The organism is Arcobacter sp. CECT 8983 (genome assembly GCF_004118855.1).
GTDB lineage: Bacteria > Campylobacterota > Campylobacteria > Campylobacterales > Arcobacteraceae > Halarcobacter.
Genome location: NZ_PDKF01000024.1, coordinates 83270 through 108132, shown reverse-complemented (window position 1 = coordinate 108132; position 24863 = coordinate 83270). Strand labels below are relative to the sequence as shown.

Sequence of the window (24863 nt, the reverse complement as noted above, 5' to 3'; positions counted from 1 at the left end):
GGAGTGAAACTATTTCATAGTTGGTAATATTGTTTGAGTGAAGACTAGATGAATTTTAAATTTATGACTTAAAAAGTGATTTTTCTTGTTCAAAAAGTTCTAAGAGTTTGAGAGAATCTATAAATTCTACTTTTTGAATACTTTTTGGAACAAATTATATCTCTAAATAAAGGCTATAAAACCAATAACTTAGATTTTCTAATTTTATTCCAAAATTTAGAGGTTGTTGAACATTCAACTTTACCGAATAGGATATCCTGTTCAGGGTTAGCTTTTGTTGTATATTTTATTTAGTTTCTTTTTTCTCTTCAACATTGACATTTATTTTTTTTGCAAATATTTTTAACTTTGTATTCTCATTATCTACTTTGAATTTATTTAAAAATATATCTTTAAAATTCTCTGCATCATCTCCTGCAGCATTGATGATTTCAGAATAAAATTTTTCATTCCCTAGTATTATATTTAAACAATCATCACTGGAAATAATTTTAGTAAAAATAGTTCTTGTAACATCTCCTGATTTATCATTTAAATCACCAATTTCTCTAAATAGCTTTTCAAAAAACTGAAACTTAGCACAATCGATATTATTCTCTCTAATAAAATAGTCTCTTATATCTTTGATAGTTGGAGTGAGTTTTTTCTTATCTGCATTATCTATAAAAAAGCTCCATATAGAGTTTTCTTCGGATAAGACTGTTTCAGACTTTGATATTTGAACTAGTATTTCTTTAAGTGCATTAAAAACATTATCAGGAAGCTTCTTGATTTTATTTTGTTTCATGAAGATGTGAAGTGTATTATATATATAAGAGCTATTATCATTCCATTCTTCTATTAAAGATTCTTGTTCTAGTGAGTTAATAAATGCTTCTATTGTTTTATTAATATATTCTGTTAAATTTAAAGATATAGAAACAGAATAGTTATAAAATTCATAATCTGTTATTACTTCTTGTATATTTTCTTGTGTAATTTCATCTTTTGCAAATTTTGTCCATCGTTCAAAAGAATTAAGTAAATCTTCTTCGCTAATATCTAATGAAGTTTTAATATTTTCAAAATTCTTTAAGGATTCTTTTATATCCATTCTTCTCATACCGCTATATCTGTGAAAAACTAAATCTTTACAAACTTCTTTTAATAAAGGCTTTTGCCATGTTATAGAAAGAAGCAATAAATCTCCATAGCTAATATAGTACTCAATTTGTTTTGCTACTTCTTTAACTGTTTTTTCATCATTTAATTCCAAAGTATCTATTAATCTGTCTTGCCATAGCTGAGGTTGTGCACTACATGTATTGTGTCTATATTGATTTGAATATTTAATTCTTAACGCAACTAAATCATAAAAACCTAAATCTTCTTCTGTAACTTTTTCTAGTAATTGATATAAGTTAGGCATAGTTACAATTTGAGCTAACGGTTTATCTTCTGAGATTGATTTGTAAATACTCAGTAACTGATAAAAATTATCTTTTGTTAATTGATTTGATGTAATTATTGTTTCAATTTTTTTCTTAGTATTTTGAAAATCACATTCAGATAAAATATTTGATAGATCAACTAAATGTAGATTTTTGATTTCACCAGGTATTTTATTTTCTACAAATGTATCTATCTTTTCATAAGCTGTAGTAAGTTTATATGTTTCATAGTCTTTACCAGCAGTTTGTAAGTAATCTAAAAATACATCATTTTCTACTTTTATTTCTTTGATGTTATCTTGCAAGTTAAATTCTATAGCTTCTTTTTTAATAAAGCCGTCTAATTCATTAAAGCATTCATAGTAGTCCTTTCCATTGATTTCTTTAAGATTATTAAATTGTTCTGTTAAAAATCCAAGTAATTTTATTTTGCTTTCACTTGATGAATTAAGTAATAAGTTTTGATAGTCCTCGTTAAAATACAACATTGTTATATCATTCTTCAATTGTTTAGTAACTAGTAAATTCCATATATATTCAAGTCTTTTTTCTTTATTTTCACCTTGTAGTTTTTCTTTATCAAGGTTAGCTAATACTTTGATAGCTTTATCCAATACTATGTTATTTGATTCAATAACTACCTCTAATATTTCAATAAAATGTATATTATTTGCTAACTCATTAATATCTAATGCATCTTCTTCATCTCTTAAAGTTAATTCTAAATCTCTAATCAATAATACTTGATACGCCTGATATACAGGTACATTAAATACTAAAGCTGAAATATAATTTTGTAATTCTTTATCTTTAGAAAATAGTTCATCCGTAGTTTTCAAATAATTATTATCTAGTATATTTTTATGAGTATCTTCTAAAATTGATTCTTTACTCAATACAAAAAGAGCAATATACCTTAAAGGTATTTCATCTTTCCATATTTTTTTATAACTAACAATTTCATTTAGAAATACGATAATATCTCTTGGTGTAAATCTTTCCTTGAGTCTATCAAATATTGATACGACTAACGGTAATTCTTCATCTTCACTATTTTTAAAAGCTTCATGGTATTTTATGTGAAAGTAGTTTTTCCAATCAGTTAAGATAGGAGGAGTAACTCTATATATTAATGAAAAGGTTTTATTTATAAATTCATCAATTTGGCTTGTATTTTCTTCGTATTCAAAAGCTTTTTGAAGATGTTTTCTATCAAATGGAATAATTATATGTATTTTGTCATATTGCTCTTCTGCAAAAAAAGTATGGATAGATGACCATATCTCTTCAACTTTTTTAGGAGGAAGTCTATCCATATTATCATAGACTATTAAAAGCTGTTTATCTTTTAATCCACTTGATATAGATCTAATCCAATTCTTAAACTCTTTTACTGATGGCTCTAAATCTGACAATATTTCAAAAGTTGTATTTTCTAACTCTTTGCCTTTGTATAGGTAGAAAAATGATGATAAATTAGCCCACTCTTTATTTTTATGTATAAACTTTTTATAAAAAGTATAAATAATAAAACTAACTATTGCTAAAATCACTACAGATGAAGAAAACAGTATTTTTACTATTATATTTTCTTGTGGATTATTTCCAATTAGCTGAGAAATTAATGCAAGAATAGGAGTTAGAACTACAATTAATCCAATAAGAATTAACCCAATACTTAATTTAGGTATTGTCTTTTTATTTGTTTCTTTTTTTCTAGCAAGAAGAAATTTAATTTTTTCTTGCCATGATATATTTAATGTTTTTCCATTAATATTTTTATATTGTGTTTTTTTTGTTAATAAATTATTCTCTTCTAGTTCTTCAGTCATTTCTTCTAGGAATGCTCTTCTTTGAGAATCTTCTTGATGACCCCAAGAGTCGTAAATATAAACATAGTGGGTAGAATTAAGTTTATTTTTTATTATTTCAATAATATTTGATTTACCCGATCCCCATTCACCTTCTAAACCTATAACTTTCATAGGATGAGATTCATCCATAATATGCTCTGCTATACTATTAGCTATATTGTCATGAGATTTACCAATAAAAGAATCTTCTCCTATTGGTTTATTACTTATATATTGAATTTTATTTTCCATTTTTTCTCTTTTGTGTTATCTATCATATAACTATTTATTGGATATAGATTATACATAAAATACCCTGAAAATAACTAACTAATTTATAAATAAAGTGTGTATTAATTGTCTAAAAAACTACACAACAAATAATGTTATTTAAGTTTAAACAGTTCAACAATCTGTTATATTTGGCAATCTTTAGCTTTAGGATAGAAATACGCAGCACCACCATAAGTGACTACAAATACTATAAGACTTATTATAGAGTTACTAGTAAATAATTGTGTAATAGTTACTGCAAGTGCAGCTAATGAAAATATGATAACTAACTTGATTATAAACCCATAGGGTGTACATTGTCCTAGCATTTGAACCTCATATATATTTTTAAGAAGTATATCTGAATAGTCTTCAGATTTAATTCTCTTCTTTACTTTGTTTAATACTATTAATTAAGTTTGTTAAAGTACTTATTAGATTATCATGTTCTACAGGCTTTTGAAGTATATATGTTACTCCTATCTCATTTAGTTGAGCTAATTTTTCTTTTTCTGTATGTGCAGAAATAACTAAAATCTTTTGCTCTTTATTTATCAATAAAATCTCTTTACAAAGTTCAATACCATCAAGTTTTGGCATACTAATATCTGTAATTACCAAATCATAAAAATCACTACTATTTATTTGGTGATTTTTATATTGTTGTAATGCCTCTTTACCATTAAAACATACATCTATATTAGAAAAGAAATTTTTTAAAAGTTTATATAATTGTTCTCTAACATCAAGGTTATCTTCAATGAAAAGTACCTTTAATTCTTTACTAAATTCTACTAATTCTTTTAAACTTTGCATTTTTTTCCTTTGTTTTTTAGATAGGTAAATCAATTAAGAATGTTGCGCCATCATTTTCATTTATAACTTTTAAATTACCTTTGCAATGGTCATTTATAATGATTCTACTCATATATAAACCTAGTCCTGTACCATCTTTATCACTTTTAGTAGAAAAATATGGATCGAAGATTTTTTCTATTAAAGATTCATCTATTCCTCCACCATTATCTTGAATTTTGATAATAACACTTTGTTCACTTCTTTTATATGTGGTAATACAAATCTTTTTATTTGGAATATCTTTTTCTGTAAGAATATCTTCTGCATTTTTAATGATGTTTAAAATAACTTGTTGTATCTCTGTTGCATAAGAGAATAGTTTTAAATCTTTTTCTAGATTTATTTCTAATTTTATATTTTTTGATTCAATTGATGTTTTAGTAATACTTATTGATCTTTTGATAATATCTTCTAAATCAAACTCCTCTTTTCCTTTGTCTGTTTTGAAAAAGTTTCTAAAATCATCAATAGTAGAAGAAAGATGTTTTGAATACTCTGTTATTAAAACTAGTTCTTCTTTAAAGTCTTCTTTATTTACTTTCTCTTCAAACATTAGTTTTATAAGTAGGTTATTAGTAGTAGCAGAAATTGCTGCAAGAGGTTGCCTCCATTGGTGTGCAATCATTGAAATCATTTCTCCCATTTGAGCTAATCTACTTTGTTGAATTAATTGTTTTGTACTATTTTCATTTTTTCTAATCTCTTTTTTAATTCTTTCTTCTAAATTAGCATTTAACTCTTCAAGCCTTTTTTCAAGAATCTTTCTATTTGAAATATCTCTAATAACAGTATGAATAACCCTTCTATTTTCAATTTCGATAGATGTTAAAACTATTTCAACCCATAGTTGCTTTTTATAATGGTTATAAAGTACTGCTTCAAAACTACTAACCCCAAAGATTAAAACTTTTTCTAACTTATTATCAAAAAGTCTTTCTGATGAAGTATTATCAGGTTGATATTCTGGTGCAATATTATGTAAAGCTTTATTTATTAACTCTTGTTTGTTTAAGCCTAAAACATTCTTTGTTGATTCATTACAATCTACTATAACTTTATCTTTTATAATTAAAACACTATCCGATGATTTATTGTACAGTGTCTCAAAAAGTAGCTTTTGCTTAGCTAATTCTATAGTCTTTTCTTCAATTTGATTATTTGCTTCTTGAAGTTTTCTATTGTGTTTATTTAAAATAGTTTGTCTATAGATAAATACTGCAAAAATCAAAATTATTATGATAATTATTTGCCAAATCTCTTTATAATCGAAACCTTTTTTTATAGATACAGCAGTCCACTTATTGAAGATTTCTCGATGTTCATCTTCAGATATTTTTCCAAGAGCTTTATCTAAAATATTTAATAAAATATAGTTTTTTTCATTTACAGCCATACTTACAGAGTAAGTCATATTTGTGTATCTTGAAATATATAGATTTTTTAGAGCATATTTTGACATATAGTATGAAGCTATTGGTAAAGGTTGTATTGCAAAGTATGCATCACCTTTACTAACTTTTTCTAAAGCTTCTCTATGGGTTCTTGTAATAACAATATTTAAATTTGGTTTTGAACTTTTTAATTTTCTTATTAAAAAGGAGTCATATTTTACAGCCATTGGTTTATCTAGCACTTCTTCTAAACTAGAAACTACTGATTCATTTTTTTGCGTAATAATTGCAAGTTTATAATTTAAGTAAGTATCTGTAGTAGAAGCAAAGTTTTTTATGTCTTCATCGTTTGTAACTGTTGGTATAACATCACATTGTTTGATTTTAAGAAACTCTTTTGTTTGCTCCCATGAAGCAGTTGGAATAGGAATAAACTTTATATTTAAAAGTTTTTCAATTTTTTTTAAAATATCAATAGAAATACCTTTTATTTTTCCATCTTCTTCAAATGAAATAGGCTTTAAGTCAGAAGTATTACACATTCTGATAACTTTTCTATTTTTTAAATATTCTAACTCTTCTTTAGATAAAAAAGAAACCTCTTTTCTTTTTATCTTTTTATTATTTGTTCCAAACCATTTTCTTTTTAATTCTAGAATTTCTTCATCACTTACACTTTTTTGTGCTTTTTTTAATATATCTCTTAATATTGTTTTATCTTTTGATGTACCAATTGAAATTAAGCTAACCATTCTATTATCATCAACAAAACTTGTAGGAGTAACTCCTGATATGTTATTTGTAGTAATCACATAGTCAAGTACATTTTTTTTACCAATAGTTGCATCAGCTTTTCCTAAAGATAAAAGTTCTAATGCTTCTAGGGAGTCTTTTACTAAAATTTGTTTGATTTGTGGATAATATTTTTCTATTGCTTTTTGAGCAAAAAAACCTTTAGGCATAATTATTGTTTTACCTTTTAGTTTTTCTAGACTATCAATGTATTCATTTCCTTCTTTAACATAAATTGCATTTGCAGCAGTATGGAAAACAGAAGTAAAAGCTATATACTGAGAACGTTTTTTATTTTTTGAGATATTTATTATTGCATCTAGTTCATCTTTTTTTAACATTTGCATAAATTCATCCCAAGAAGGACCTGTTATATATTCAACTTCAACATCAAGTTTTTTTGCTAGAAGATTCATATAATCAATAGAAAAACCTCTAGGTTTACCATTTTCAAAAAAGTTAAAAGGTGGCCAATTTAGTTCATTATGTAGTCTTATTGGAGAGTTGTTCTTTAAAAACTCTTTTTCTTTTAAAGTAAGATTTATTTCACTTGCATTTAAAATAGTTAGAAATAATAAAAAAGTTATAAGATATTTACTTATTTTAATCATAGTGGTTTAATTATATATTATTTTTCATTAATTCCTATTATATTTAAGATAAGAGTAAATTAAAGCTTTTTAGAGATAATTATAAAAAAGAAATATTTAAAAGGGCAAAAATGAATTTTTATACTGCTGATATTTGTGATGGACATCCAGATAAAGTACACGTACTAGACAATGAATTTAAAAACTATGGTGCAAAAGATAAGTTTTGTGCACAAGTTGTAACTGTAAAATTAGATAAAAACAATAGTGAACTTATTAAGATTTTAAGAGATGAAGATGGAACTGGTAAGATAGTAGTTGTTGATGTAGATGATGAGTATTTTGCAGTTGTAGGTGAAAACCTAATGAAATTTGCCCATGCAAATGGTTATGAAGCTATTTTAGTAAATGGATATGTGCGAGATACAGAGCAAATAAAAGATATTCCGGTTGCACTTTATGCAAGGGGAACTTGTCCTAGAAAATATATTCCAGAAACAAAAGGTGAAAGAAATATTGAATTGTCTTTTTGTGGAGTACAGTTTAATGATGGGGATTATGTTTACGCAGATGTGGATGGAATAATACTAGCAAAAGAGAAAATTGTCTAATGTATCTTTTTGGTTTTGGTTCTTTAATTAATCTAAATAGTGCTCAAAAATCTTTTGAAAGAGAACTTACTTATAAAGATTTAATTCCAGTTAGAGTTAAAGGTTTTAAAAAAGTTTGGAACTCTATCGAGCATATTAATTTTGATGGTAAAGATACAAATGGAGTATTTTTAAATCTTCAAAAAGATGAAAATTCTTCTACAAACGGTGTGGTTATTAAACTAAGTGATGAAGAGTTTGAAGTTTTAAAACAAAGAGAAAAAAACTACTCTCAAGTAATAATTAAAGCCCAAGATATTCAAGGAGCAAATCTTGATGAAGATGTTATTGCTTTTATGACTACTAATGTTGAAAAATTAGCAAAAATAGGAGCTAAAAATACTTATATCCCTGCTAAATATATAGATATTTTAACAACAGCCTTTAAACACTATGATAAAGAGTTTGTAAGTGAATATAAAAAAGAGGCTTTAGAGGAGTTTCCTTTTCCTTTAAAAGAAGGTGTATATAAGTTTTCAGATCCTTTACAAAATAAGCTAGCTAAAGAGGGTATTAGAAAATAAATGATTCAAAATAACTGCACTATATACTCCTCTTCTTTATATAAAACAAATAGAACAAAGGTAAGTGACCCAATAATCACAAAAAAAGATAATTGTTTAGATATAAGCTTTTGTGAAGAGGATGACTTTGATAAGTTTGAAGAAAATTTAAACTCTTTATGTGGAAACTCTTTTTCTTATTACTTTAAAAAAAGAGTCTCTTCTTCTATGATCTCAATAATTTCTATTCTTGTAATAATGTTTGCTTTCCTTTCTGTATCTATATATGAAGACTTACTCAAAAAGATAGTTTTCGAAATGCCTTTTGAATGGGAAACTAATGATTCTATTGCTTTAGGTTTTGTTTTACTATTTTTATTTGGACTTTTTTTAATGCCATCTATTTTAGAGGCAAAAAGAAATGAGTTTAAAAATATTTTAGCTTCATGGTTAAACAAAGATATTAAAAAACAAAAAAGAGTTTCCCTTGCTTTTTTTCAATATGATAAAAAGACTCAAATAGATATATACAATATTGATCTTTTTGAAAAAGAGCATTGGGCTTATCAGATTTTATTAAAAGTCTTATTTAAAAAGTTTTCAAATATAAACATACATGTTAGAAATGATGAAGTAAAAAAAATAGAAAAAAGATTAAATTCTTATCATATAACTAATATTGAGATAATAAAAGAAAAGTCAAAAGCCTTTACAAAAGATATAAACTTTCTTTTTTCTTCAAGGGAACAAAAACTAAACTCTTTATTGCAACTATGTTCTACGAATGGATTTAATACATCTTTGATTTATATATCTTTAGAGCTTTTTGAGTATTGTGGTAAAAATTTATTTGAAAGCAATGAAAAAAATGAGCATTTAACTTTTGGTTTCCAAAACTTTATAAATAGAAGTTTTGATGATTTTAAGTTCTTAAGACAAGAAGACTCTTCAAGGATATATTTTACCAATAACTTTCACTTTAAGGTTTTAAGTGATGAGCAAAGAAGGTTAGCTTATTTTTTAAGAAATCATATAGAAGAGTGTATTGAGTATTTTGATAATCCTATTTCTCTATTGATTTTATATAATTATGTAAAAAATATTGTTTTAGATGAAAGAAGAATTTTAAATATTTTAGAAAGGTTTATTGTAACAGTTGAAAAGAGACAACAGTATAAACTTATAGATGAATATTGGTTTGATATAGCTGGAAAGATGTTTGATTCTTATGATTTAAAAAGTTTTGAAACTACAAAAGAGTCTATATATAGAAAACTATCTGTTGAGAGTTTAAATCTTCTTTTAGCTCTATTTGAAAGAAATGGGTATTTTGAACAAGCTATTTTAGTGGCAAAATATCTTTATGAAATAAACCCAAATAAGTACTCTGTATTAATCTCATCTTTATATGAAAGAATGGGATTGTTTGATGAAGCCTTTTCATATTTACCAAAAGAGTTACAAATAAATGAAAATAAAAAGCCAAATGAAATAGAAATAAAATACTTACAAAGAAAAGCATGGATAATAGTAAGTCAAAGAAAAGAAGAGTTAAGAAAAGAGGGTAAAGAGACTTTAGAAAAACTATTTACTTTAATCTCTTCTCACAATGAAGATAATGAACCAATTTGGTTATGGCACTATTATAACATCAAAGCAAACTATGAAGAGTGGTATTGTAACTTTGAAGAAGCTATTAAAAACTATAAAAAGTGTCTAAGTATTCCAACTCTTGGAGCATTTGAGTATGGGGCTACTTTTGTTAATATGGCTATTGCTTATAGATTTACATATCTAACAAGTACTAAACAAAAAGACGCTAGTATTATACAGAAGTCAATATATTATGGAAAAGTAGGTTTAAAACTAAAAGAATCAGTAGGAGATAGAGATGAACTTCCTGTGGTTCAACACAATCAAGCTTTAAATATCTTATCTAAAGAGTTATATTCTATTCAAAAAGAAGAAGAACTACTTAACGAAGCTTTAGCTTATACAAATGAAGCAATAGAGATTTTAGATTCAACAGGTTCTATTAAAAGACTTGGAATGCTACTTATTGAAAATATAATATGTAAATCTTTACTTAATATAGATTTCACTCAGATTGCAACTAGATTGGAAAAACATTTAGATAATTTAGACGATAATGAGTTAAAACAGCTATTAAACATATACAAAGAGTTTAAAAAAGCAAATAAAATAACAACTATTAATTTTTTGGAAAACTATTAAGGGGAATCAATGAACTATATACAAAATACAATTAATTTAAGTGAAGGTACAGTTGAAGAAAAAAGAGAAGAGATTAAAAAGTACTTTTTACAAACTTATGAGTTAGATGAAAAACTTTTTGATTTATTAAAAGATAAAGAACATATATTTAAGCAACCAAATAGGCTAAGACATCCTCTTATATTTTATTATGGACATACAGCAACTTTTTTTATAAATAAACTAAATATCGCAAACATCATTGATAAAAGAATAAATAAAACATATGAATCTATTTTTGCAATTGGTGTTGATGAAATGTCGTGGGATGATTTAAATGATAAACATTATACTTGGCCAACTTTTGAACAAACAAAAGCATATAGAGATGAGGTTAAAAAGTTAGTTTTAGAACTAATTGATACTATAGAGTTTACAATGCCAATAAACTGGGATAATCCTATGTGGGTTATCTTAATGGGTATAGAGCATGAAAATATTCATATAGAGACTTCATCTGTATTATTAAGAGAGTTAAACCTAAAGTATTTAAAAGAAGAAGAGCTATTTACTTACTGTAATGAGTTTAGCGATTCTTTCCCTAAAAATGAACTAGTAGAAGTTAAAGGTGGGGAAGTTATATTAGAGAAAGATTATGACAATCCTATATATTATGGTTGGGATAATGAGTTTGCTTTTCATAAAGCTTCTATAAAAGATTTCAAAGCTTCTAAGTACTTAGTTTCAAATGGAGAATTTTTAGAGTTTGTAAAAGAAGGTGGTTATTCAAAACCTGAATATTTTACTGAAGATGGAAAAGAGTGGTTAGAGTTTTCTACTGCCAAGCATCCTACTTTTTGGGTTAAAAAAGAAGGTAGATATTATCTAAGAGAAATAAATAGATTAGTTCCTTTACCTTTAAATTACCCAGTTGATATAAATGTTTATGAAGCAGAGGCTTTTTGTAGATTTAAAAGTGAAAAGTTAGGTTTTGAAGTTAGACTTCCTAGTGAAGATGAATTTTATAGATTAAATGATTATGTTAAAGCTCAAAGCCAAGAAGCAAATATAGGACTAAAATACTTTAATCAAACACCAGTAGATAAATATAAAATGGGTGATTTCTATGATGTAGTTGGAAATGTATGGCAATGGAGTATTACACCAACATATCCATTAGATGGATTTAAAACACATCCTGTATATGATGACTTTACAACTCCAACATTTGATGATAGGCATGCTCTTATGAAAGGTGGGTCATTTATCTCTTTAGGAAATGAGGTTCTTAGAAGTGCAAGATATGCCTTTAGAAAGCATTTCTTTCAACATGCAGGGTTCAGATATGTTCAAAGCTCAAATGACTATAGAACGCAATTAAACGACAATGTATATGAAACAGATGAACAGATTTCTCAATATTGTGAGTTTCATTATGGCGAGGAAAACTTTGGTGTTAAAAACTTCCCTAAATCTAGTGTGGAATTATTAAAACCATATTTTGAAGGATTAAATTCTAAAAAAGCTCTTGATTTAGGTTGTTCAGTTGGTAGAAGTACTTTTGAGTTGGCAAAATATTTTGATGAGGTACTTGGAATAGATTTTAGTGCAAACTTTATTAATGTGGGAGTTAAACTTAAAAAGTATGATACCTTAACATATAAGGTAACAACTGAAGGTGAACTTTTTGAAGAAAAAACTATCTCTTTAAAAGATTTTGATTTAGATGATACAAAAGAAAAAGTTTCATTTATGCAAGGAGATGCTTGTAATTTAAAAGAGTTATATTCAGGTTATGACTTAATTTTTTGTTCAAATTTAATTGATAGATTATATTATCCTCAAAAGTTTTTAGATGATATCCCAAATAGAGTAAATAAAGATGGATTATTAGTTCTTTTATCTCCATATACTTGGTTAGAAGATTACACTCCAAAGAAAAATTGGCTTGGTGGATTTATTCAAGATAATAAAGAGATAAAAACTTTAGATACTTTAAAAGATAATCTTGAAGATAGATTTGAATTAGTTCAAACTATAGATGTGCCATTTGTTATTAAAGAAACAGCTAGAAAGCATCAATATACGATTTCTCAAATGAGTATTTGGAAGAAAAATAAATAATAAATAAAATTATAAACTAAACAATTGTAAACTATTCTTTATGGATAGTTTACAATTAATCTCAACTAAAAAACAGTTAATATCTTTTCTTTTAATCTTGCTTACTATTTTTTCTTTTAATATTTTTTATGAATACTTTAAATATAAAGATTTTACTAAAGAAGAAGTTTACCTTGATACTTATGAAGTATTAAATATCTATGAAAAAGAAGATTTTTTAGTTCTTAAACTTCAAAATGAGAAACTTGAATTTTTTACTTCAATTGACAAAGAAAATAGTATTAAAAAATTAGATTTAATAACTATTGCAGTTTTATCAAAGGGTGTTTCTTTTTATGAGTTCTTAAAAGGCTTTTATACTAAATCAATTTTCTATGAAAACATAGAAAGAATTGATACTTTAAAAAAAGAACTTTTCAATCATATAAATAGCTTACATAAAGAAGAAAAAATACAAGAGTTATTTAATGCTTTGTTTCTAGCTATACCTATTTCTAAAGAGAATAGACAAATTTATACTGATTTTGGTATTAGTCACCTTATTGCAATTTCTGGTTTTCATTTGTCTATAATTTCATTTATAATCTTTATTCTTTTTTATTATCCATACTCTTTTTTTCATGAAAGATATTTTCCTTATAGAAATAAAAAGGCTGATGTAGTTCTTATTTCAATAGTTATACTTTTATATTATTTACATTTAACTAATCTTGTTCCTTCTTTGCTTCGCTCTTTTATTATGTTTTCTCTGGCTTTTCTATATTTACGTTCAAATATAAAAGTTTTTTCATTTCAATCTTTAGCAATTACACTATTAATAATACTATCCTTATTTCCAAAATATCTATTTTCTATCTCTTTATGGTTTTCTATTATTGGAGTATTTTATATCTTTTTATATATTCATTATTTTAAAACTTTACCTAAACTATTTTCAATAATCTTTTTTAATTTTTGGATATTTTTTGTTTTTAATCCTATTGTTCATTTCTTTTTTCCTAATACTTCATATGAGCAGTTATTATCACCTTTTTTTACATTGTTATTTACTTTTTTTTATCCTTTAGAAATAATCGTACACCTGCTTGGTTTTGCAGATGTTTTAGATAAATACATATTAATGTTTTTAAACTATAAAGTGAGTATTTATGAAACCGATACAAGTTTGTATTTTTTTATCATTTATGTAGCTATTAGTTTCTTTAGCATTTTTAGTAAAAAGTTTTTTATTCTTTTAAATATTTTACTAATAATATTCAATGTTACAATGTTCTTCTAAGTATAAATAAATTAAAATTAATTTAAAAATAATATTTAAGTCATAATATTTGGTGAAGATAAAAGATAGGAGATAATTATGTCACAACCTAATGTATGCTCATTTGACAAAAATTACTTAGCAAGTACAACTGTTTTATTTATTGAAAATAATGATAAAATAAGATTTGAAACTTCAGAAATATTTTCAGCATTTTTCAAAAAAGTATTAATTGCAAAGGAAATAGAAGAGGCAATAAATATTTACCAAAATAATAGTGCTAGTATTGATATCATAATAACAGATGTTGATTTTCCAGATTATAAAGGTATAGATCTTTTATCTCAAATTAGAAGTATAAATTGGGAAGTTCCTATTTTAATTACTACAACTTTTTCAGATATGAATATTTTAGTAAGAGCTATTAAATTTAATCTTTCAAATTATATTGTAAAACCTATCCAATTAAATACTACACTTAAGATTATGTCTGAAATTATTAAAAGAAAACATCAAAAAAAAGAGCTTGCTGTTAAAAATAATGAATTAAGACAGTTTATGGCTATTTTAGACTCTTGTAATATTATTTGCGAAATGGATTTAAATTTTAAAATTACTTCTGCAAATGATGCTTTTTTAATCAATTCAGAATTTACTTTAGATGAATTAATAGGAATGAGTTTTAATGATAATCAAATTTTTAAAAGTGCAGATGCAGCAGATAGAAAAATAATTGATACTTTAAAAAATGGAAAAATATGGGTTGGACTTAGTAAGAAGCTTACAAAACAAGGTACTAACTATTATACTCATTCGACTATTTTGCCAATATTTTATAATGATGGAAGAATAAAAAAGTTTATTGAATTTTCTACTTTAATTTCAAAATATGAGAATGAAGTCTTATCTCTAAGAAAACATATATATTTATTAAAAAGTGAAAACCTAAAAGTAAATTCTGAACTTAAAAAAGAAAAAAATTACTACTTTGAACTAGCAGAAAAGCTTCAAGAACAAGTTGATGAAAATGTTAATAATGCACAAAAAATACTATTTGAGTTATATGAAGTTAAAAAACAAAATAAGATTTTACGAGAAAAATTAAAAATGCAAGAAACTAGGTTTGAAGAGTTTCAAGCAACTATGTTGTGTGGAAATTAGTAAAGAAGGTAGTAAACCTTCTTTAAAGTATATGACCTAAGTGCTCTTTTTTAGTTTGTAAGTAGTTTTTATTGTGTTTATTTGTTTTTGTAAGTGCAGGAACTCTTGTATCTATTTCTATTCCACAACTTTTAACAAACTCAATCTTTTTTGGATTATTAGTAATTAGTTTTATCTTTTTTAAATTTAAATCTTTTAGTATAAAACCAATTGCAGTATAATCTCTTTCATCAGCTTCAAATCCAAGTTTTAAATTTGCTTCAATAGTATTAAATCCTTTATCTTGTAAGTTATAAGCATTAACTTTATTTACAAGTCCTATATTTCTTCCTTCTTGCCTATGATAAATTATTAAACCACCTTCTTTAGAAATAAGCTCTAAAGCTAATGCAAGTTGATTATTACAATCACATTTTAAACTACCTATTGTATCTCCTGTTAAACATTCAGAGTGTATTCTTACTAAAGGAACTTTAATATTTTTAAAGTTTTTACTCATAATTGCAAGGTGTTCTTGGCAACCATCTTTATAAGCTTTAATATCAAAGTTTCCATATCTTGTTGGTAGATTTGCAACTTGTGATTCAATAATGTTTTTTATCTTCTGTTCTTTTAAATTAATATTCATATTTTCTCTTTTCTTTATTTTTTTATACTTTTTATTATGAAAATAACCAATGCAAAAAGCGAACTACTTATTATAATAGAAGGTCCTGAACTCACATCAAACTCATATGAGATATAAAGTCCTATGATGGTAAACATTATCGATAGGAGAGCAGAAATAAGCATCATAGATAATAAGTTCTTACAAAAAAAACTTGATATATAAATTGGTATAGTAAGTAGAGCGATAACTAGTATTAAACCTACAACCTTGATAGATATAACAATTGCCAAACTTGATAGAATCAATATAAGTGTATAAAAAAACTTTGTTTTTATTCCTCTTAAACTTGCATATTCTGTATCATAAGATACTGCTAAGATATCCCTATAAAAAACTACTACAATTGCAATTGTAAATATAAGTAAAAAAGCCATATAGTATAAATCTTGATTAGTTACTGCAAGTAAAGAACCAAAAAGATAACTCATCAAATCAGATTGATACCCAGGTGTAAGGTCTGCTAGGATTATTCCAAAAGACATACCAACTGCCCAAGTAAGACCAATCATAATATCAAGATTTTCTCTGTTTTTATAACTTGCAAAAGCAATAAGAATACTAATAAGTACACAAAATACAGAGGTTGATAAAAGCATTGGTAATCCAAAATACATTGCTATTCCAATACCACCATAAGCACTATGAGCAATACCCCCTGATAAAAACACCATTTTATTTACAACAACATAAGTTCCTATTATTGCAGTGATAATACTTATGATAACTCCTGCAATTAAAGCATTTTGGATAAATGAGTATGAAAGTAGCTCTAACATCTGCATCTTCCTAACATCTCTAATAATTCTATTTCACAAACATGAGAATCTATAGATTTAAATTCATCTTTCATAGTAGTTAAATCATGGTGTGTAAGTTTTTTATTTACATAAAAAGCCTTTGAGGCATATTTTAAAATAACTGAGATATCGTGACTAACTACAATTATTGGAATATTTTTATTTAATTCTTCTAAAGTAGAATAAATTTGTTCGCAACCTTTTATATCAATGCTTGAAGTTGGTTCATCAAGAAGTAAAATTTTTGGTTTAGAAAAAAGTGCTCGGGCTATTAAAACTCTTTGTCTTTGTCCACCTGAAAGATTTGATATTCTATTTTTTGCAAACTCTTTCATCTTTACTTTTTCAAGAACTTCCATTGCTCTTTGTTTCTCTTCTTTTTTGTATCCAAATAATCTTTTTGTAAGGCAGTTCTGTCCCATCATCACAACTTCAAGTACAGTGATTGGAAAGTTTAAATTTACATTTGTATTTTGAGGAACATAACCTAAATTATGAATTTGTTCTAAGTGTTCTTGCCCAAATATTTTTATAGAACCATTATTTAAGTCATTTAGTCCAAGAATTAGTTTTAGTAAAGTTGATTTACCTCCACCATTTGGACCTATTATTGTTAAAAAGTCTTTTTGTTTAATTTCAAAGTTTATATCTTCTAAAACCTTTTGTTCATCATAAGAAAAACTAAGGTTTTTAACTTCTATTGCATTGTCTATTTGCATTCGTAATTTTTATTCCTTAAAGTAATTGCAACTAAGTTGCAGTAAAATTTTAACGAATAAATATAAAATGCGACTTAGTTGCAAAACTATATTTTAATTCTTGTTTTTCTTTTAGTTTAGAGGTTTGCTTTGAAAGTAGAGTAGAGTATTAGTATTTTAAATACTAATAAACTCTTTTTTATTTGTGATTACTTTTTTTAGGTAGTTTCTTGTTTCTTCATAGGGAAGTTCAGTTCTTAGTGTTTTATAGACTTCATTTGGTTTTTTATTATTGATTCTATTTATAGCTGTTGCTTTACTTGATGAAAATGTTTTTAAAACATTTCCTGCTCCTGTATTATATGCACTAATTACACAATACTCTTTTGAAATAGGATTAGAAATACCTTTTAAATATTTACTTTTTAGTATATCTATATAGGCAGAACCTAGTTCAATATTGTTTTTTGCATTAAAAAGATAAGAGTTTGTTGGTTTCCATCTTTTACCTTTTGTATAGCTATAAGCATCAATTCCAGCAGTGCTAGGAACTATTTGCATAAGACCAATAGCTCCTGCATGACTAACAGCAAATTGATTGAAGTTACTTTCTGTTTGAATAATTGCATAAACAAGGTTTTCACTTAAATTATATTTTTTTGCAAATTTCTGAACAAAAGGTTTAAATTTTGCAACTCTAATATTTGCATGGTCTTTTACCATAGGAATTTCAACATAAGATACTTTTAGTGTTTTATTTTCATTTTCAATTTTTTTAGTTTTAACTTTTGAGTTAATTAAAATATTTGCATATCTATTTGCTCTCCATTCCCATCTAATATCTTTATTTTGATCATCTTTAATTTCTTTATAAAGATATGGAGTTTTACCAAGTTTTACCTTTGCTGTTCCAAATAAATCAAAAGCTCTTGGATCTTCAGGTAAAAGTAGTGTTGTAATAATTGCATTTTTTAAACTTGATTTTGCATCTTTATTATCAATTGTTTCTACAGTTACCAAACCTTTATCAAAATCTACATAAGCTCTACTTTTATAGTTTTGCATATATTTTACATACTCTTTTGGTTTAGGAACTTTTCTATTTCCTTTTCCCCATTTTTTATCAATGTTCTCAATTAATGAAGATAAAAAATTTATATCATTTATAAGTTTCTTGGGATTGGTAGAGTAAGAAATTGCTTTAGATTTAGCAATAGATTTAAGTGCAGCAGATGGATTTTTACTTAATGCAGCATTTGTAATTCTATAAGCATCATTAACTGTACAGCCAGTAAATAAAAAGGCCAGAGATATTAGTATTGTTTTTTTCATATTGATATTATTCTATAATTTTTTAGCTTTAATTAAAATCTAGGTATCATTCCATTATAAATATAAGTTTTAAGGTATTTTATCAATGGAAATGATTTTAAATGAATATGATATGGTTGTTGGTGCTAAATTTGAGAATGGAACTATTCAAGATTATGTAGATGAAGCACAAACTTACGGTTTAATAAGATATGAAAATACAAGTGCTAATTGGTTTTTATATAATGATTTAGATTCTCCTGAAGATATAAAAGAATTATATAAAAAAGTTAAAAAACAAGAGCATTATATTAAAGATGAACATGGTGAAGAGATGGTTATTTTCAATAAAGAGGGTAAAGCCTCTTATGAAAAGTTAATTGACACAATAGATTCATACTTAGATGATGAATTAGCAACTGTATATTAAAAAGGATACATTATAAAAAAATTTTTAGAGTTTGACTTTAATAAAGCAATTAATACTGCTATTGAACAAAAAGGTTATGACACTCCAACAAAAGTTCAAAGAAAAGTAATTCCTATTATAAAAAAAGGTATAGATACAATTGCTGCATCTAAATCTGGAACGGGAAAAACTGCTGCATATGTTTTACCAATGTTAGACAAAGTAAATTCAAAATTAAACTTCAATAATAGAGTTTTAAGAGGTTTAGTTTTAGTTCCAACAAGAGAACTTGTGGAACAAGTTTCAAAATCATTAAATGATTATGGTAAGTTTTTAAAAATAAAGCATACGAAAATCATGGGTGGTACAAGTAAAGCGAAGCAAGAACAAATTATTAATGGTGGTATTGATATTATTGTTGCAACACCTGGAAGATTAAAAGATTTAGTAGAAAGTGAGATTTTAGATTTAAGTAGTGTAAACTATTTAGTTTTAGATGAAGCAGATACTATGCTTGAAATGGGATTTTTAGAAGAAATTGAAGAGATTTTTTCTTTATGTTCGCCATATAAACAAATAGTTATGTGTTCTGCAACTATTTCACAAAATATTAGAAAACTTGCAAAAGAGTTTATGAAAGATCCTGTAACTGTGCAGGTTCATGAAAGAAGAGATACTGTTAGTTTAATAGAACACAAAGCTTTTAAAGTTGATGTTAAAAAGAAAAAAGAGTTAGTTACAAGATTAATAAAAGATTCAAAATATGAGCAAATACTTCTATTTGTAAATAAAAAAGATGCAGCAAATGCAGCACAAGAACATTTTGCTGCAAATGGTGTAAAATCAGCTCCTATTCATGGTGAAATAGAATATAAGTCAAGAGTTCAAGCAATTAAAGATTTTAAAAATAAAAAGATACAAGTTCTTATTGCAACTGATATTGCTGGACGTGGACTTGACATTGAAAAGCTACCTTTAGTTATTAACTACAATCTTCCAGAAACAACAGATGACTTCACTCACAGAGTAGGAAGAACAGGTAGAGCTGGAAATAAAGGTGAAGTTATTACTATTTTAACAGTTGAAGATTATAATCACTTTACAAAGATTGAAAGAGATTTAAGGCTTAATGTTAAAAGAGAGGTTCATGAGAATTTTCCTTTAAAAGATAGACAACCTAGACAGAAAGTTCAAAAAAAGAAAAAACTTAGTGAGAAAAAAGGAAGAAAAGCTCCTTTAAGTGAACCTAAAAAAACAGGTGCAAAATCTAAGAAAACTACAAAAAGAGATGCTAATAGAAGCTTTAGAAGATAAATAGTTTAGGAAAATTCCTAAACTATTATTTTTTATTTAATAATACCTACTTTATTTAATAGTAAAACTACAATTGCTAAAGGAACAATATATCTAATTAAAAAATACCAAATATTAAATACAGCCAATGGTACATGCTGAGTAAATTTATCTTGAATAGTTTGTTTATCAACAAAGTATCCTAAGAACACAGAAGTTAAAATAGCTGCAATAGGCATAAGTACTGATGAAGTCATAAAATCCATTAAATCAAAGGCATTTTTTCCAAAAAATGTTAATTCTGTTGAAAAAGACTTACTCATTGAAAGTAGGGCAACAATACCTAGAATATAAAATGTTGTTCCAGAAATAAGTGTTGCCTTTGCTCTTGTTATATTAAATCTTTCAATAAAAAATCTAAGTGATGGCTCAATCATAGATACAGCCGAAGTAATACCAGCAAAAATTAATGCAATAAAAAATGAAAAAGCAATAACTTGACCTAATACTCCCCATCCAGAGAAAATCACAGGCAATGAAATAAATACTAAGCCAGGTCCCGCTGCACTTGGAGCACCAGCTTCAAAAAGAAATGAAAAAATGATTAAACCTGCAATTATTGCAATTGAAGTATCAACAAGTGCAACAGATATTGATGTTTTAATAAAATTAGTATTTTCTGATAAAGAAGCAGAATAGGTTAAAATTGTACCAACACCAAGTGACAATGTAAAAAAGGCTTGTCCTAAAGCTGCTAAAAGTGCATCACCATTTATTTTACTCCAATCAGCAGAAAACATAAAAGAAACAGCTTGTGAAAAAGAGTCTAATGTTAATGAATAAATTAAAAGACCAAAAAGAATTAATCCTAATAAAGGCATTAAAATTAAGTTTATTTTTTCAATACCTTCTTTAATTCCTTTTAATACAATATAGACTACTGAACCAGCAATTAAAGTATGATATACAAGTAACGAACCTATATCATTTGAAATTAGTTTTTCAAAAGCTGCACCTGCAACTTTTGCTTCCGTTGGCAATGCTGAAAAAGAAGTAAATACATAATTTAAAATCCATCCTAAAACAACAGAATAAAATGAAAGAATAATTAAACCAGTAAAAACCATAAAGCCTGCAAACTTCCAGTTTTTGTTTTTTGATTTTGATAAATTTACAAAAGAGGTAGAAACATCAGACTGTCCATTTTGTCCAATTACTGCTTCTGCAATGAATATTGTAAGACCAATGAATAAGATAGCAAGCAAATAAACAATTACAAATGCTCCACCACCATATTCACCTGTTACATATGGAAACTTCCATATGTTTCCTAAACCAACAGCTGAACCTGCAGCTGCTAGAATAAAGCCTATTCTAGAAAACCGTGTCACTATAATCCTTGTGTGAAAAAATTTGTTATAATTATAGTGAACTAAAATGAAATTTTAATGAAATTTTAATGAAATTTAGTGCTAACTTAGAACTTTATCCAAGGTATATTTTAAATCTTCATCTAAATCCATATTTGTTCTCATCCAGTTTAGATATCCAGGGTCTTCTTGTGCTACTTTTGCAATCTCTTTATTTTTGTATTTTCCAAATCTAAAGCTTTTTAGTAGTACAGGTGTTTTAGTTAGTTCAGCTAATTTTTCCATTGGATTATAATCTGGGTAGATTTCTCTACATTTTTTTACAAGTTTAGTTAAAAATAGTTTCATAACTAAAACATCACCAATAGCATCATGGGCTTTAATTGTGATATTGTGTTTAGCTGCTTCTGCTTCTTCTACTTTGTATAGCTCAAGAGCATATCTTAAATATTGTAATCTATGATAAGGCATTTCTGGAAATAGATGCTTAGCACATCTTAAAGTATCAATAGTTTGATAACTGTTAATAAAACCTTCTTTTTCTATCATTCCCATATCAAAAGAGATATTATGTGCAATTAGAAAGTTTTCATTAGAGTTTAACTCTTCTAGTCTTTTATAAAAAGAAGTTTCAGTAGCTTTTGGTTTTCCTTTTATTAAATCAGGAGTGATATTATGAACTTCCATTGCTTCAATTTTAATTTCAACATCTGAATAACAAAACTCATCATATGCTTCAATTTTACCTTTTTGATCAACTATCATTGCTCCAAATTGGATTACTCTATCTTCTTCTTGATTTCCTGTTGTTTCTGTGTCAAATAGTATGTAGTGTGGCATGATTTAAGTCCTTAAAAAATTAGTCCCTATTTTTTTAGGGACCTTTTGTTTTATATCTTCTTTTTAGCAGAGAAAATGAATTTCTCTTAAAAGAAGCAAATTCTAAAGTGCTTTACGAGTAAAGCTTAGGTGTTTAGATGATAAGCATACCATCACCATAAGAGTAAAATCTATATTTCTCTTTGATGGCTTCTTCATATATTTCTAGTGTTTTTTCTAAACCAACGAATGATGCAATAAGCATAATTAATGTTGACTTAGGAAGGTGGAAATTTGTAAGTAAATGATCAACTTTTATAGGTGTATTAGCTGGATTCAAAAATAGATCACATTCCCCTTGTATTTTATTTGTTCTTGCATAGTATTCAACTGTTCTTGTAACAGTAGTTCCTACTGCAAGAACTTTTTGTGCTTCATCTAAAGATTTTTTAGCTTCACTTCCTATTTCAAAGTATTCACTGTGCATTGGGTGAGATAAAATATCTTCACTATCAACTGGTTTAAACGTTCCAGCTCCAACATGAAGTGTTAAATAATTTACATCATACTTGTCATTAATTTTTTCTAATAATTCTTCTGTAAAGTGTAATGATGCAGTTGGTGCAGCAACTGCTCCATAATTTTTAGCGAATAAAGTTTGATAATCTTCATTGTCTTTTTCTTCATCTTCTCTATTCATATAAGGTGGAAGAGGTAAATGACCTATTTCATTTAAGATATCAACTAATGATAAAAAATCTAGTTTTTTCTCATTTTGTTTAAAATTTACAATTCTACTTCCATCATCGTTTACTTCTAAGACTTCAGCTTCTAAATCTAAAGGAAAGAATAATTTTGTTCCTACTTTTACCTTTCCTCTAATCATTACTAAATATCTATCCATAAAAAGAGGCTTATTAAAAAGAAGCTCAATTTTTCCACCAGACTCTTTTTCTCCAAAAATTCTTGCTTTTATAACTTTTGTATCATTTAAAAATACAGACAAGTTATCAGGAAGAAAATCCATTAAAGACTTAAAAGTTGTATGAGTTATCGTGTCAGTTTCTGTGTTATAAACTAAAAGTTTTGCACTGTCTGCTGGGTAAACTGGCTTCGTAGCTATGAGTTCTTTTGGAAGGTTATAATCATAGCTAGAAGTTTTAAGTGGGTCTAGATTACTCTTCATCATCTTCATCTAATGGTTGATGTGGATTAAATACCTTTGCAATGTATATTGAAACAATATAAAGGAAAATAAGTGGTCCAGCCATTAAAAATTGTGTAATTACATCAGGTGGAGTTAAAAGTGATGCTAAAATAAAAATCAATACAACTGCATATTTAAAGAAGTCTTTTAATGTTTTATCATCAACAAGTCCAATTTTTGCTAAGAAAAATGTAATTACAGGTAATTCAAAAGCAACACCAAAACCAAATAATAATTTTGTAAAGAAACCAACATATTTACCAATACTTGGTAATACCGTAACAACAGCCGAACCAAAGTTAATTAAGAACTCAAAACCATATGGCACAACAATATAATAAGCAAAAGACGAGCCAATTAAAAACATTAATGTTGCAAAAAATACAAAAGGAACAACTAGTTTTTTTTCATGTTCATAAAGACCAGGTGCTAAAAATAACCACATTTGCCAGAAAATTACAGGTAATGAAACAATAAAACCTGCAAAAAATGCTACTTTAAGGGCTGTAAAGAATGTTTCTTGAATCTCTACTGCTACCATTTGAGAGTTTGGTGGAAGTACAGCTTCAACTGGAACCATCATCCAACCTAAAATAGGTTCATAAAAGAAAAAACAAGCAAAAAATGCAATACCAAGGGCTAGTGCAGAGACCATTAACCTTTTTCTAAGGTCAGCTATATGGGGCTTTAAATCATCAAGCATTATTTTTCATCCTTAATTTCTTCATCAAAATTTACTTTAAATTTATTACTATTATCTTTTTTCTTTTTTTTCTTTGGTTCTTTTAATGAAACTTGTTCTTTATTTTCATCTTCTTTAGGCTCTTCTTTTAATTCTTCTTTTTCTTTAGAAGGTTCATTTTCGTCATTTAAGATATTATTTAAATCTAAATTCATATTTTCTTTTACATTTAGAGTATTTTTTGCATCTTCAATTTGAGCTTTATATTTAGCAGCTTCTTCTTTCATCTCATTAATATTTAATTCATTGTCAAGTGTAGATTTAGCATCTTCAACACCTGATTTGATTTTTTTGATAAACTTAGCTATTTCTACCATTGCTGTTGGTAGTTTATCAGGACCTAAAGCGATAATTGCAACTATTGCAATTAAAAATATTTCCATAAAACCCATTCCAAACATATACAATACTCCATTATCTATTTAAAGGTGAAGATTTTACCTTATTTTT

General features: G+C 26.3%; 21 protein-coding genes. 8 read left to right on the top strand and 13 right to left on the bottom strand.

The window, feature by feature from the left end:
• Positions 1–286: 286 nt before the first annotated feature.
• The 4 genes from CRV01_RS13505 to CRV01_RS13490 form a co-directional block, all read right to left on the bottom strand.
• The gene (locus CRV01_RS13505) at positions 287–3535 is read right to left on the bottom strand and encodes a P-loop NTPase fold protein (protein WP_129008961.1); all 3249 of its coding nucleotides are present in this window, start codon (positions 3533–3535) and stop codon (positions 287–289) included.
• Positions 3536–3699: 164 nt separating this feature from the next.
• Entirely contained in the window at positions 3700–3885 is a 186-nt protein-coding gene (locus tag CRV01_RS13500; RefSeq protein WP_129008959.1) for a hypothetical protein, read from the bottom strand.
• A gap of 49 nt (positions 3886–3934) precedes the next feature.
• A complete protein-coding gene (locus CRV01_RS13495; RefSeq protein WP_129008957.1) occupies positions 3935–4372 on the bottom strand; it encodes a response regulator in 438 nt (145 codons plus the stop codon).
• A 16-nt stretch (positions 4373–4388) separates the two neighbouring features.
• Positions 4389–7208: a transporter substrate-binding domain-containing protein gene (locus CRV01_RS13490; protein WP_129008954.1), complete on the bottom strand. Its 2820-nt coding sequence runs from the start codon at positions 7206–7208 to the stop codon at positions 4389–4391.
• A gap of 110 nt (positions 7209–7318) precedes the next feature.
• On the opposite strand from CRV01_RS13490, the gene rraA reads away from it, so the two are divergent.
• The 6 genes from rraA to CRV01_RS13460 all read left to right on the top strand — a co-directional run bounded on the left by rraA (position 7319) and on the right by CRV01_RS13460 (position 15097).
• The gene (gene rraA, locus CRV01_RS13485; RefSeq protein WP_129008952.1) at positions 7319–7798 is read left to right on the top strand and encodes a ribonuclease E activity regulator RraA; all 480 of its coding nucleotides are present in this window, start codon (positions 7319–7321) and stop codon (positions 7796–7798) included.
• Complete coding sequence (locus CRV01_RS13480; RefSeq protein WP_129008950.1) at positions 7798–8361, top strand: gamma-glutamylcyclotransferase; 564 nt, start codon at positions 7798–7800, stop codon at positions 8359–8361. Before rraA ends, CRV01_RS13480 begins: the two co-directional genes overlap by 1 nt.
• Positions 8362–10575 (top strand): lipopolysaccharide assembly protein LapB, encoded by a 2214-nt coding sequence (locus tag CRV01_RS13475; protein ID WP_129008948.1) that lies wholly within the window; start codon positions 8362–8364, stop codon positions 10573–10575.
• 9 nt (positions 10576–10584) lie between these two features.
• Entirely contained in the window at positions 10585–12678 is a 2094-nt protein-coding gene (gene ovoA / locus CRV01_RS13470) for a 5-histidylcysteine sulfoxide synthase (RefSeq protein ID WP_129008946.1), read from the top strand.
• A gap of 40 nt (positions 12679–12718) precedes the next feature.
• Entirely contained in the window at positions 12719–13957 is a 1239-nt protein-coding gene (locus CRV01_RS13465; protein WP_129008945.1) for a ComEC/Rec2 family competence protein, read from the top strand.
• Between the two features lie 78 nt (positions 13958–14035).
• Positions 14036–15097 carry a response regulator gene (locus CRV01_RS13460; protein ID WP_129008943.1) on the top strand — a complete coding sequence of 354 codons (1062 nt, stop codon included), beginning with the start codon at positions 14036–14038 and terminating at the stop codon, positions 15095–15097.
• Positions 15098–15119: 22 nt separating this feature from the next.
• Here CRV01_RS13460 and ribA read toward each other — a convergent pair whose 3' ends face one another.
• From ribA to CRV01_RS13440, 4 genes are all read right to left on the bottom strand, one after another.
• Complete coding sequence (gene ribA, locus CRV01_RS13455) at positions 15120–15725, bottom strand: GTP cyclohydrolase II (RefSeq protein ID WP_129008941.1); 606 nt, start codon at positions 15723–15725, stop codon at positions 15120–15122.
• Between the two features lie 14 nt (positions 15726–15739).
• Positions 15740–16543: a metal ABC transporter permease gene (locus tag CRV01_RS13450; RefSeq protein ID WP_129008939.1), complete on the bottom strand. Its 804-nt coding sequence runs from the start codon at positions 16541–16543 to the stop codon at positions 15740–15742.
• Complete coding sequence (locus CRV01_RS13445) at positions 16537–17283, bottom strand: metal ABC transporter ATP-binding protein (protein WP_129008937.1); 747 nt, start codon at positions 17281–17283, stop codon at positions 16537–16539. The genes CRV01_RS13450 and CRV01_RS13445 overlap by 7 nt, the downstream gene beginning before the upstream one ends.
• A 156-nt stretch (positions 17284–17439) precedes the next feature.
• Positions 17440–18594 carry a murein transglycosylase domain-containing protein gene (locus CRV01_RS13440; protein WP_129008935.1) on the bottom strand — a complete coding sequence of 385 codons (1155 nt, stop codon included), beginning with the start codon at positions 18592–18594 and terminating at the stop codon, positions 17440–17442.
• An 85-nt stretch (positions 18595–18679) separates the two neighbouring features.
• On the opposite strand from CRV01_RS13440, the gene CRV01_RS13435 reads away from it, so the two are divergent.
• Positions 18680–19003, top strand: coding sequence for a hypothetical protein (locus CRV01_RS13435; RefSeq protein ID WP_129008932.1), 324 nt, complete (start codon positions 18680–18682; stop codon positions 19001–19003).
• A gap of 9 nt (positions 19004–19012) precedes the next feature.
• Positions 19013–20296, top strand: coding sequence for a DEAD/DEAH box helicase (locus CRV01_RS13430; RefSeq protein ID WP_309109215.1), 1284 nt, complete (start codon positions 19013–19015; stop codon positions 20294–20296).
• A gap of 32 nt (positions 20297–20328) precedes the next feature.
• Here CRV01_RS13430 and CRV01_RS13425 read toward each other — a convergent pair whose 3' ends face one another.
• From CRV01_RS13425 to tatB, 5 genes are all read right to left on the bottom strand, one after another.
• Positions 20329–21666 carry a sodium-dependent transporter gene (locus CRV01_RS13425; protein ID WP_129008928.1) on the bottom strand — a complete coding sequence of 446 codons (1338 nt, stop codon included), beginning with the start codon at positions 21664–21666 and terminating at the stop codon, positions 20329–20331.
• Positions 21667–21747: 81 nt separating this feature from the next.
• Positions 21748–22485: a 3'-5' exonuclease gene (locus CRV01_RS13420; protein ID WP_129008926.1), complete on the bottom strand. Its 738-nt coding sequence runs from the start codon at positions 22483–22485 to the stop codon at positions 21748–21750.
• A 133-nt stretch (positions 22486–22618) separates the two neighbouring features.
• Complete coding sequence (gene queA / locus CRV01_RS13415; protein ID WP_129008924.1) at positions 22619–23653, bottom strand: tRNA preQ1(34) S-adenosylmethionine ribosyltransferase-isomerase QueA; 1035 nt, start codon at positions 23651–23653, stop codon at positions 22619–22621.
• Positions 23640–24374 (bottom strand): twin-arginine translocase subunit TatC, encoded by a 735-nt coding sequence (gene tatC, locus CRV01_RS13410; protein ID WP_129008922.1) that lies wholly within the window; start codon positions 24372–24374, stop codon positions 23640–23642. Before tatC ends, queA begins: the two co-directional genes overlap by 14 nt.
• Positions 24374–24814: a Sec-independent protein translocase protein TatB gene (tatB, locus tag CRV01_RS13405; protein WP_129008920.1), complete on the bottom strand. Its 441-nt coding sequence runs from the start codon at positions 24812–24814 to the stop codon at positions 24374–24376. Before tatB ends, tatC begins: the two co-directional genes overlap by 1 nt.
• Between the last annotated feature and the right edge of the window lie 49 nt (positions 24815–24863).

Coding starts and splice junctions, on each gene's coding strand:
- CRV01_RS13505 (WP_129008961.1), bottom strand. CDS start 3,535: ATGGAAAATAAAATTCAATATATAAGTAATAAACCAATAGGAGAAGAT.
- CRV01_RS13500 (WP_129008959.1), bottom strand. CDS start 3,885: ATGCTAGGACAATGTACACCCTATGGGTTTATAATCAAGTTAGTTATC.
- CRV01_RS13495 (WP_129008957.1), bottom strand. CDS start 4,372: ATGCAAAGTTTAAAAGAATTAGTAGAATTTAGTAAAGAATTAAAGGTA.
- CRV01_RS13490 (WP_129008954.1), bottom strand. CDS start 7,208: ATGATTAAAATAAGTAAATATCTTATAACTTTTTTATTATTTCTAACT.
- rraA (WP_129008952.1), top strand. CDS start 7,319: ATGAATTTTTATACTGCTGATATTTGTGATGGACATCCAGATAAAGTA.
- CRV01_RS13480 (WP_129008950.1), top strand. CDS start 7,798: ATGTATCTTTTTGGTTTTGGTTCTTTAATTAATCTAAATAGTGCTCAA.
- CRV01_RS13475 (WP_129008948.1), top strand. CDS start 8,362: ATGATTCAAAATAACTGCACTATATACTCCTCTTCTTTATATAAAACA.
- ovoA (WP_129008946.1), top strand. CDS start 10,585: ATGAACTATATACAAAATACAATTAATTTAAGTGAAGGTACAGTTGAA.
- CRV01_RS13465 (WP_129008945.1), top strand. CDS start 12,719: ATGGATAGTTTACAATTAATCTCAACTAAAAAACAGTTAATATCTTTT.
- CRV01_RS13460 (WP_129008943.1), top strand. CDS start 14,036: ATGTCACAACCTAATGTATGCTCATTTGACAAAAATTACTTAGCAAGT.
- ribA (WP_129008941.1), bottom strand. CDS start 15,725: ATGAATATTAATTTAAAAGAACAGAAGATAAAAAACATTATTGAATCA.
- CRV01_RS13450 (WP_129008939.1), bottom strand. CDS start 16,543: ATGTTAGAGCTACTTTCATACTCATTTATCCAAAATGCTTTAATTGCA.
- CRV01_RS13445 (WP_129008937.1), bottom strand. CDS start 17,283: ATGCAAATAGACAATGCAATAGAAGTTAAAAACCTTAGTTTTTCTTAT.
- CRV01_RS13440 (WP_129008935.1), bottom strand. CDS start 18,594: ATGAAAAAAACAATACTAATATCTCTGGCCTTTTTATTTACTGGCTGT.
- CRV01_RS13435 (WP_129008932.1), top strand. CDS start 18,680: ATGGAAATGATTTTAAATGAATATGATATGGTTGTTGGTGCTAAATTT.
- CRV01_RS13420 (WP_129008926.1), bottom strand. CDS start 22,485: ATGCCACACTACATACTATTTGACACAGAAACAACAGGAAATCAAGAA.
- queA (WP_129008924.1), bottom strand. CDS start 23,653: ATGATGAAGAGTAATCTAGACCCACTTAAAACTTCTAGCTATGATTAT.
- tatC (WP_129008922.1), bottom strand. CDS start 24,374: ATGCTTGATGATTTAAAGCCCCATATAGCTGACCTTAGAAAAAGGTTA.
- tatB (WP_129008920.1), bottom strand. CDS start 24,814: ATGTTTGGAATGGGTTTTATGGAAATATTTTTAATTGCAATAGTTGCA.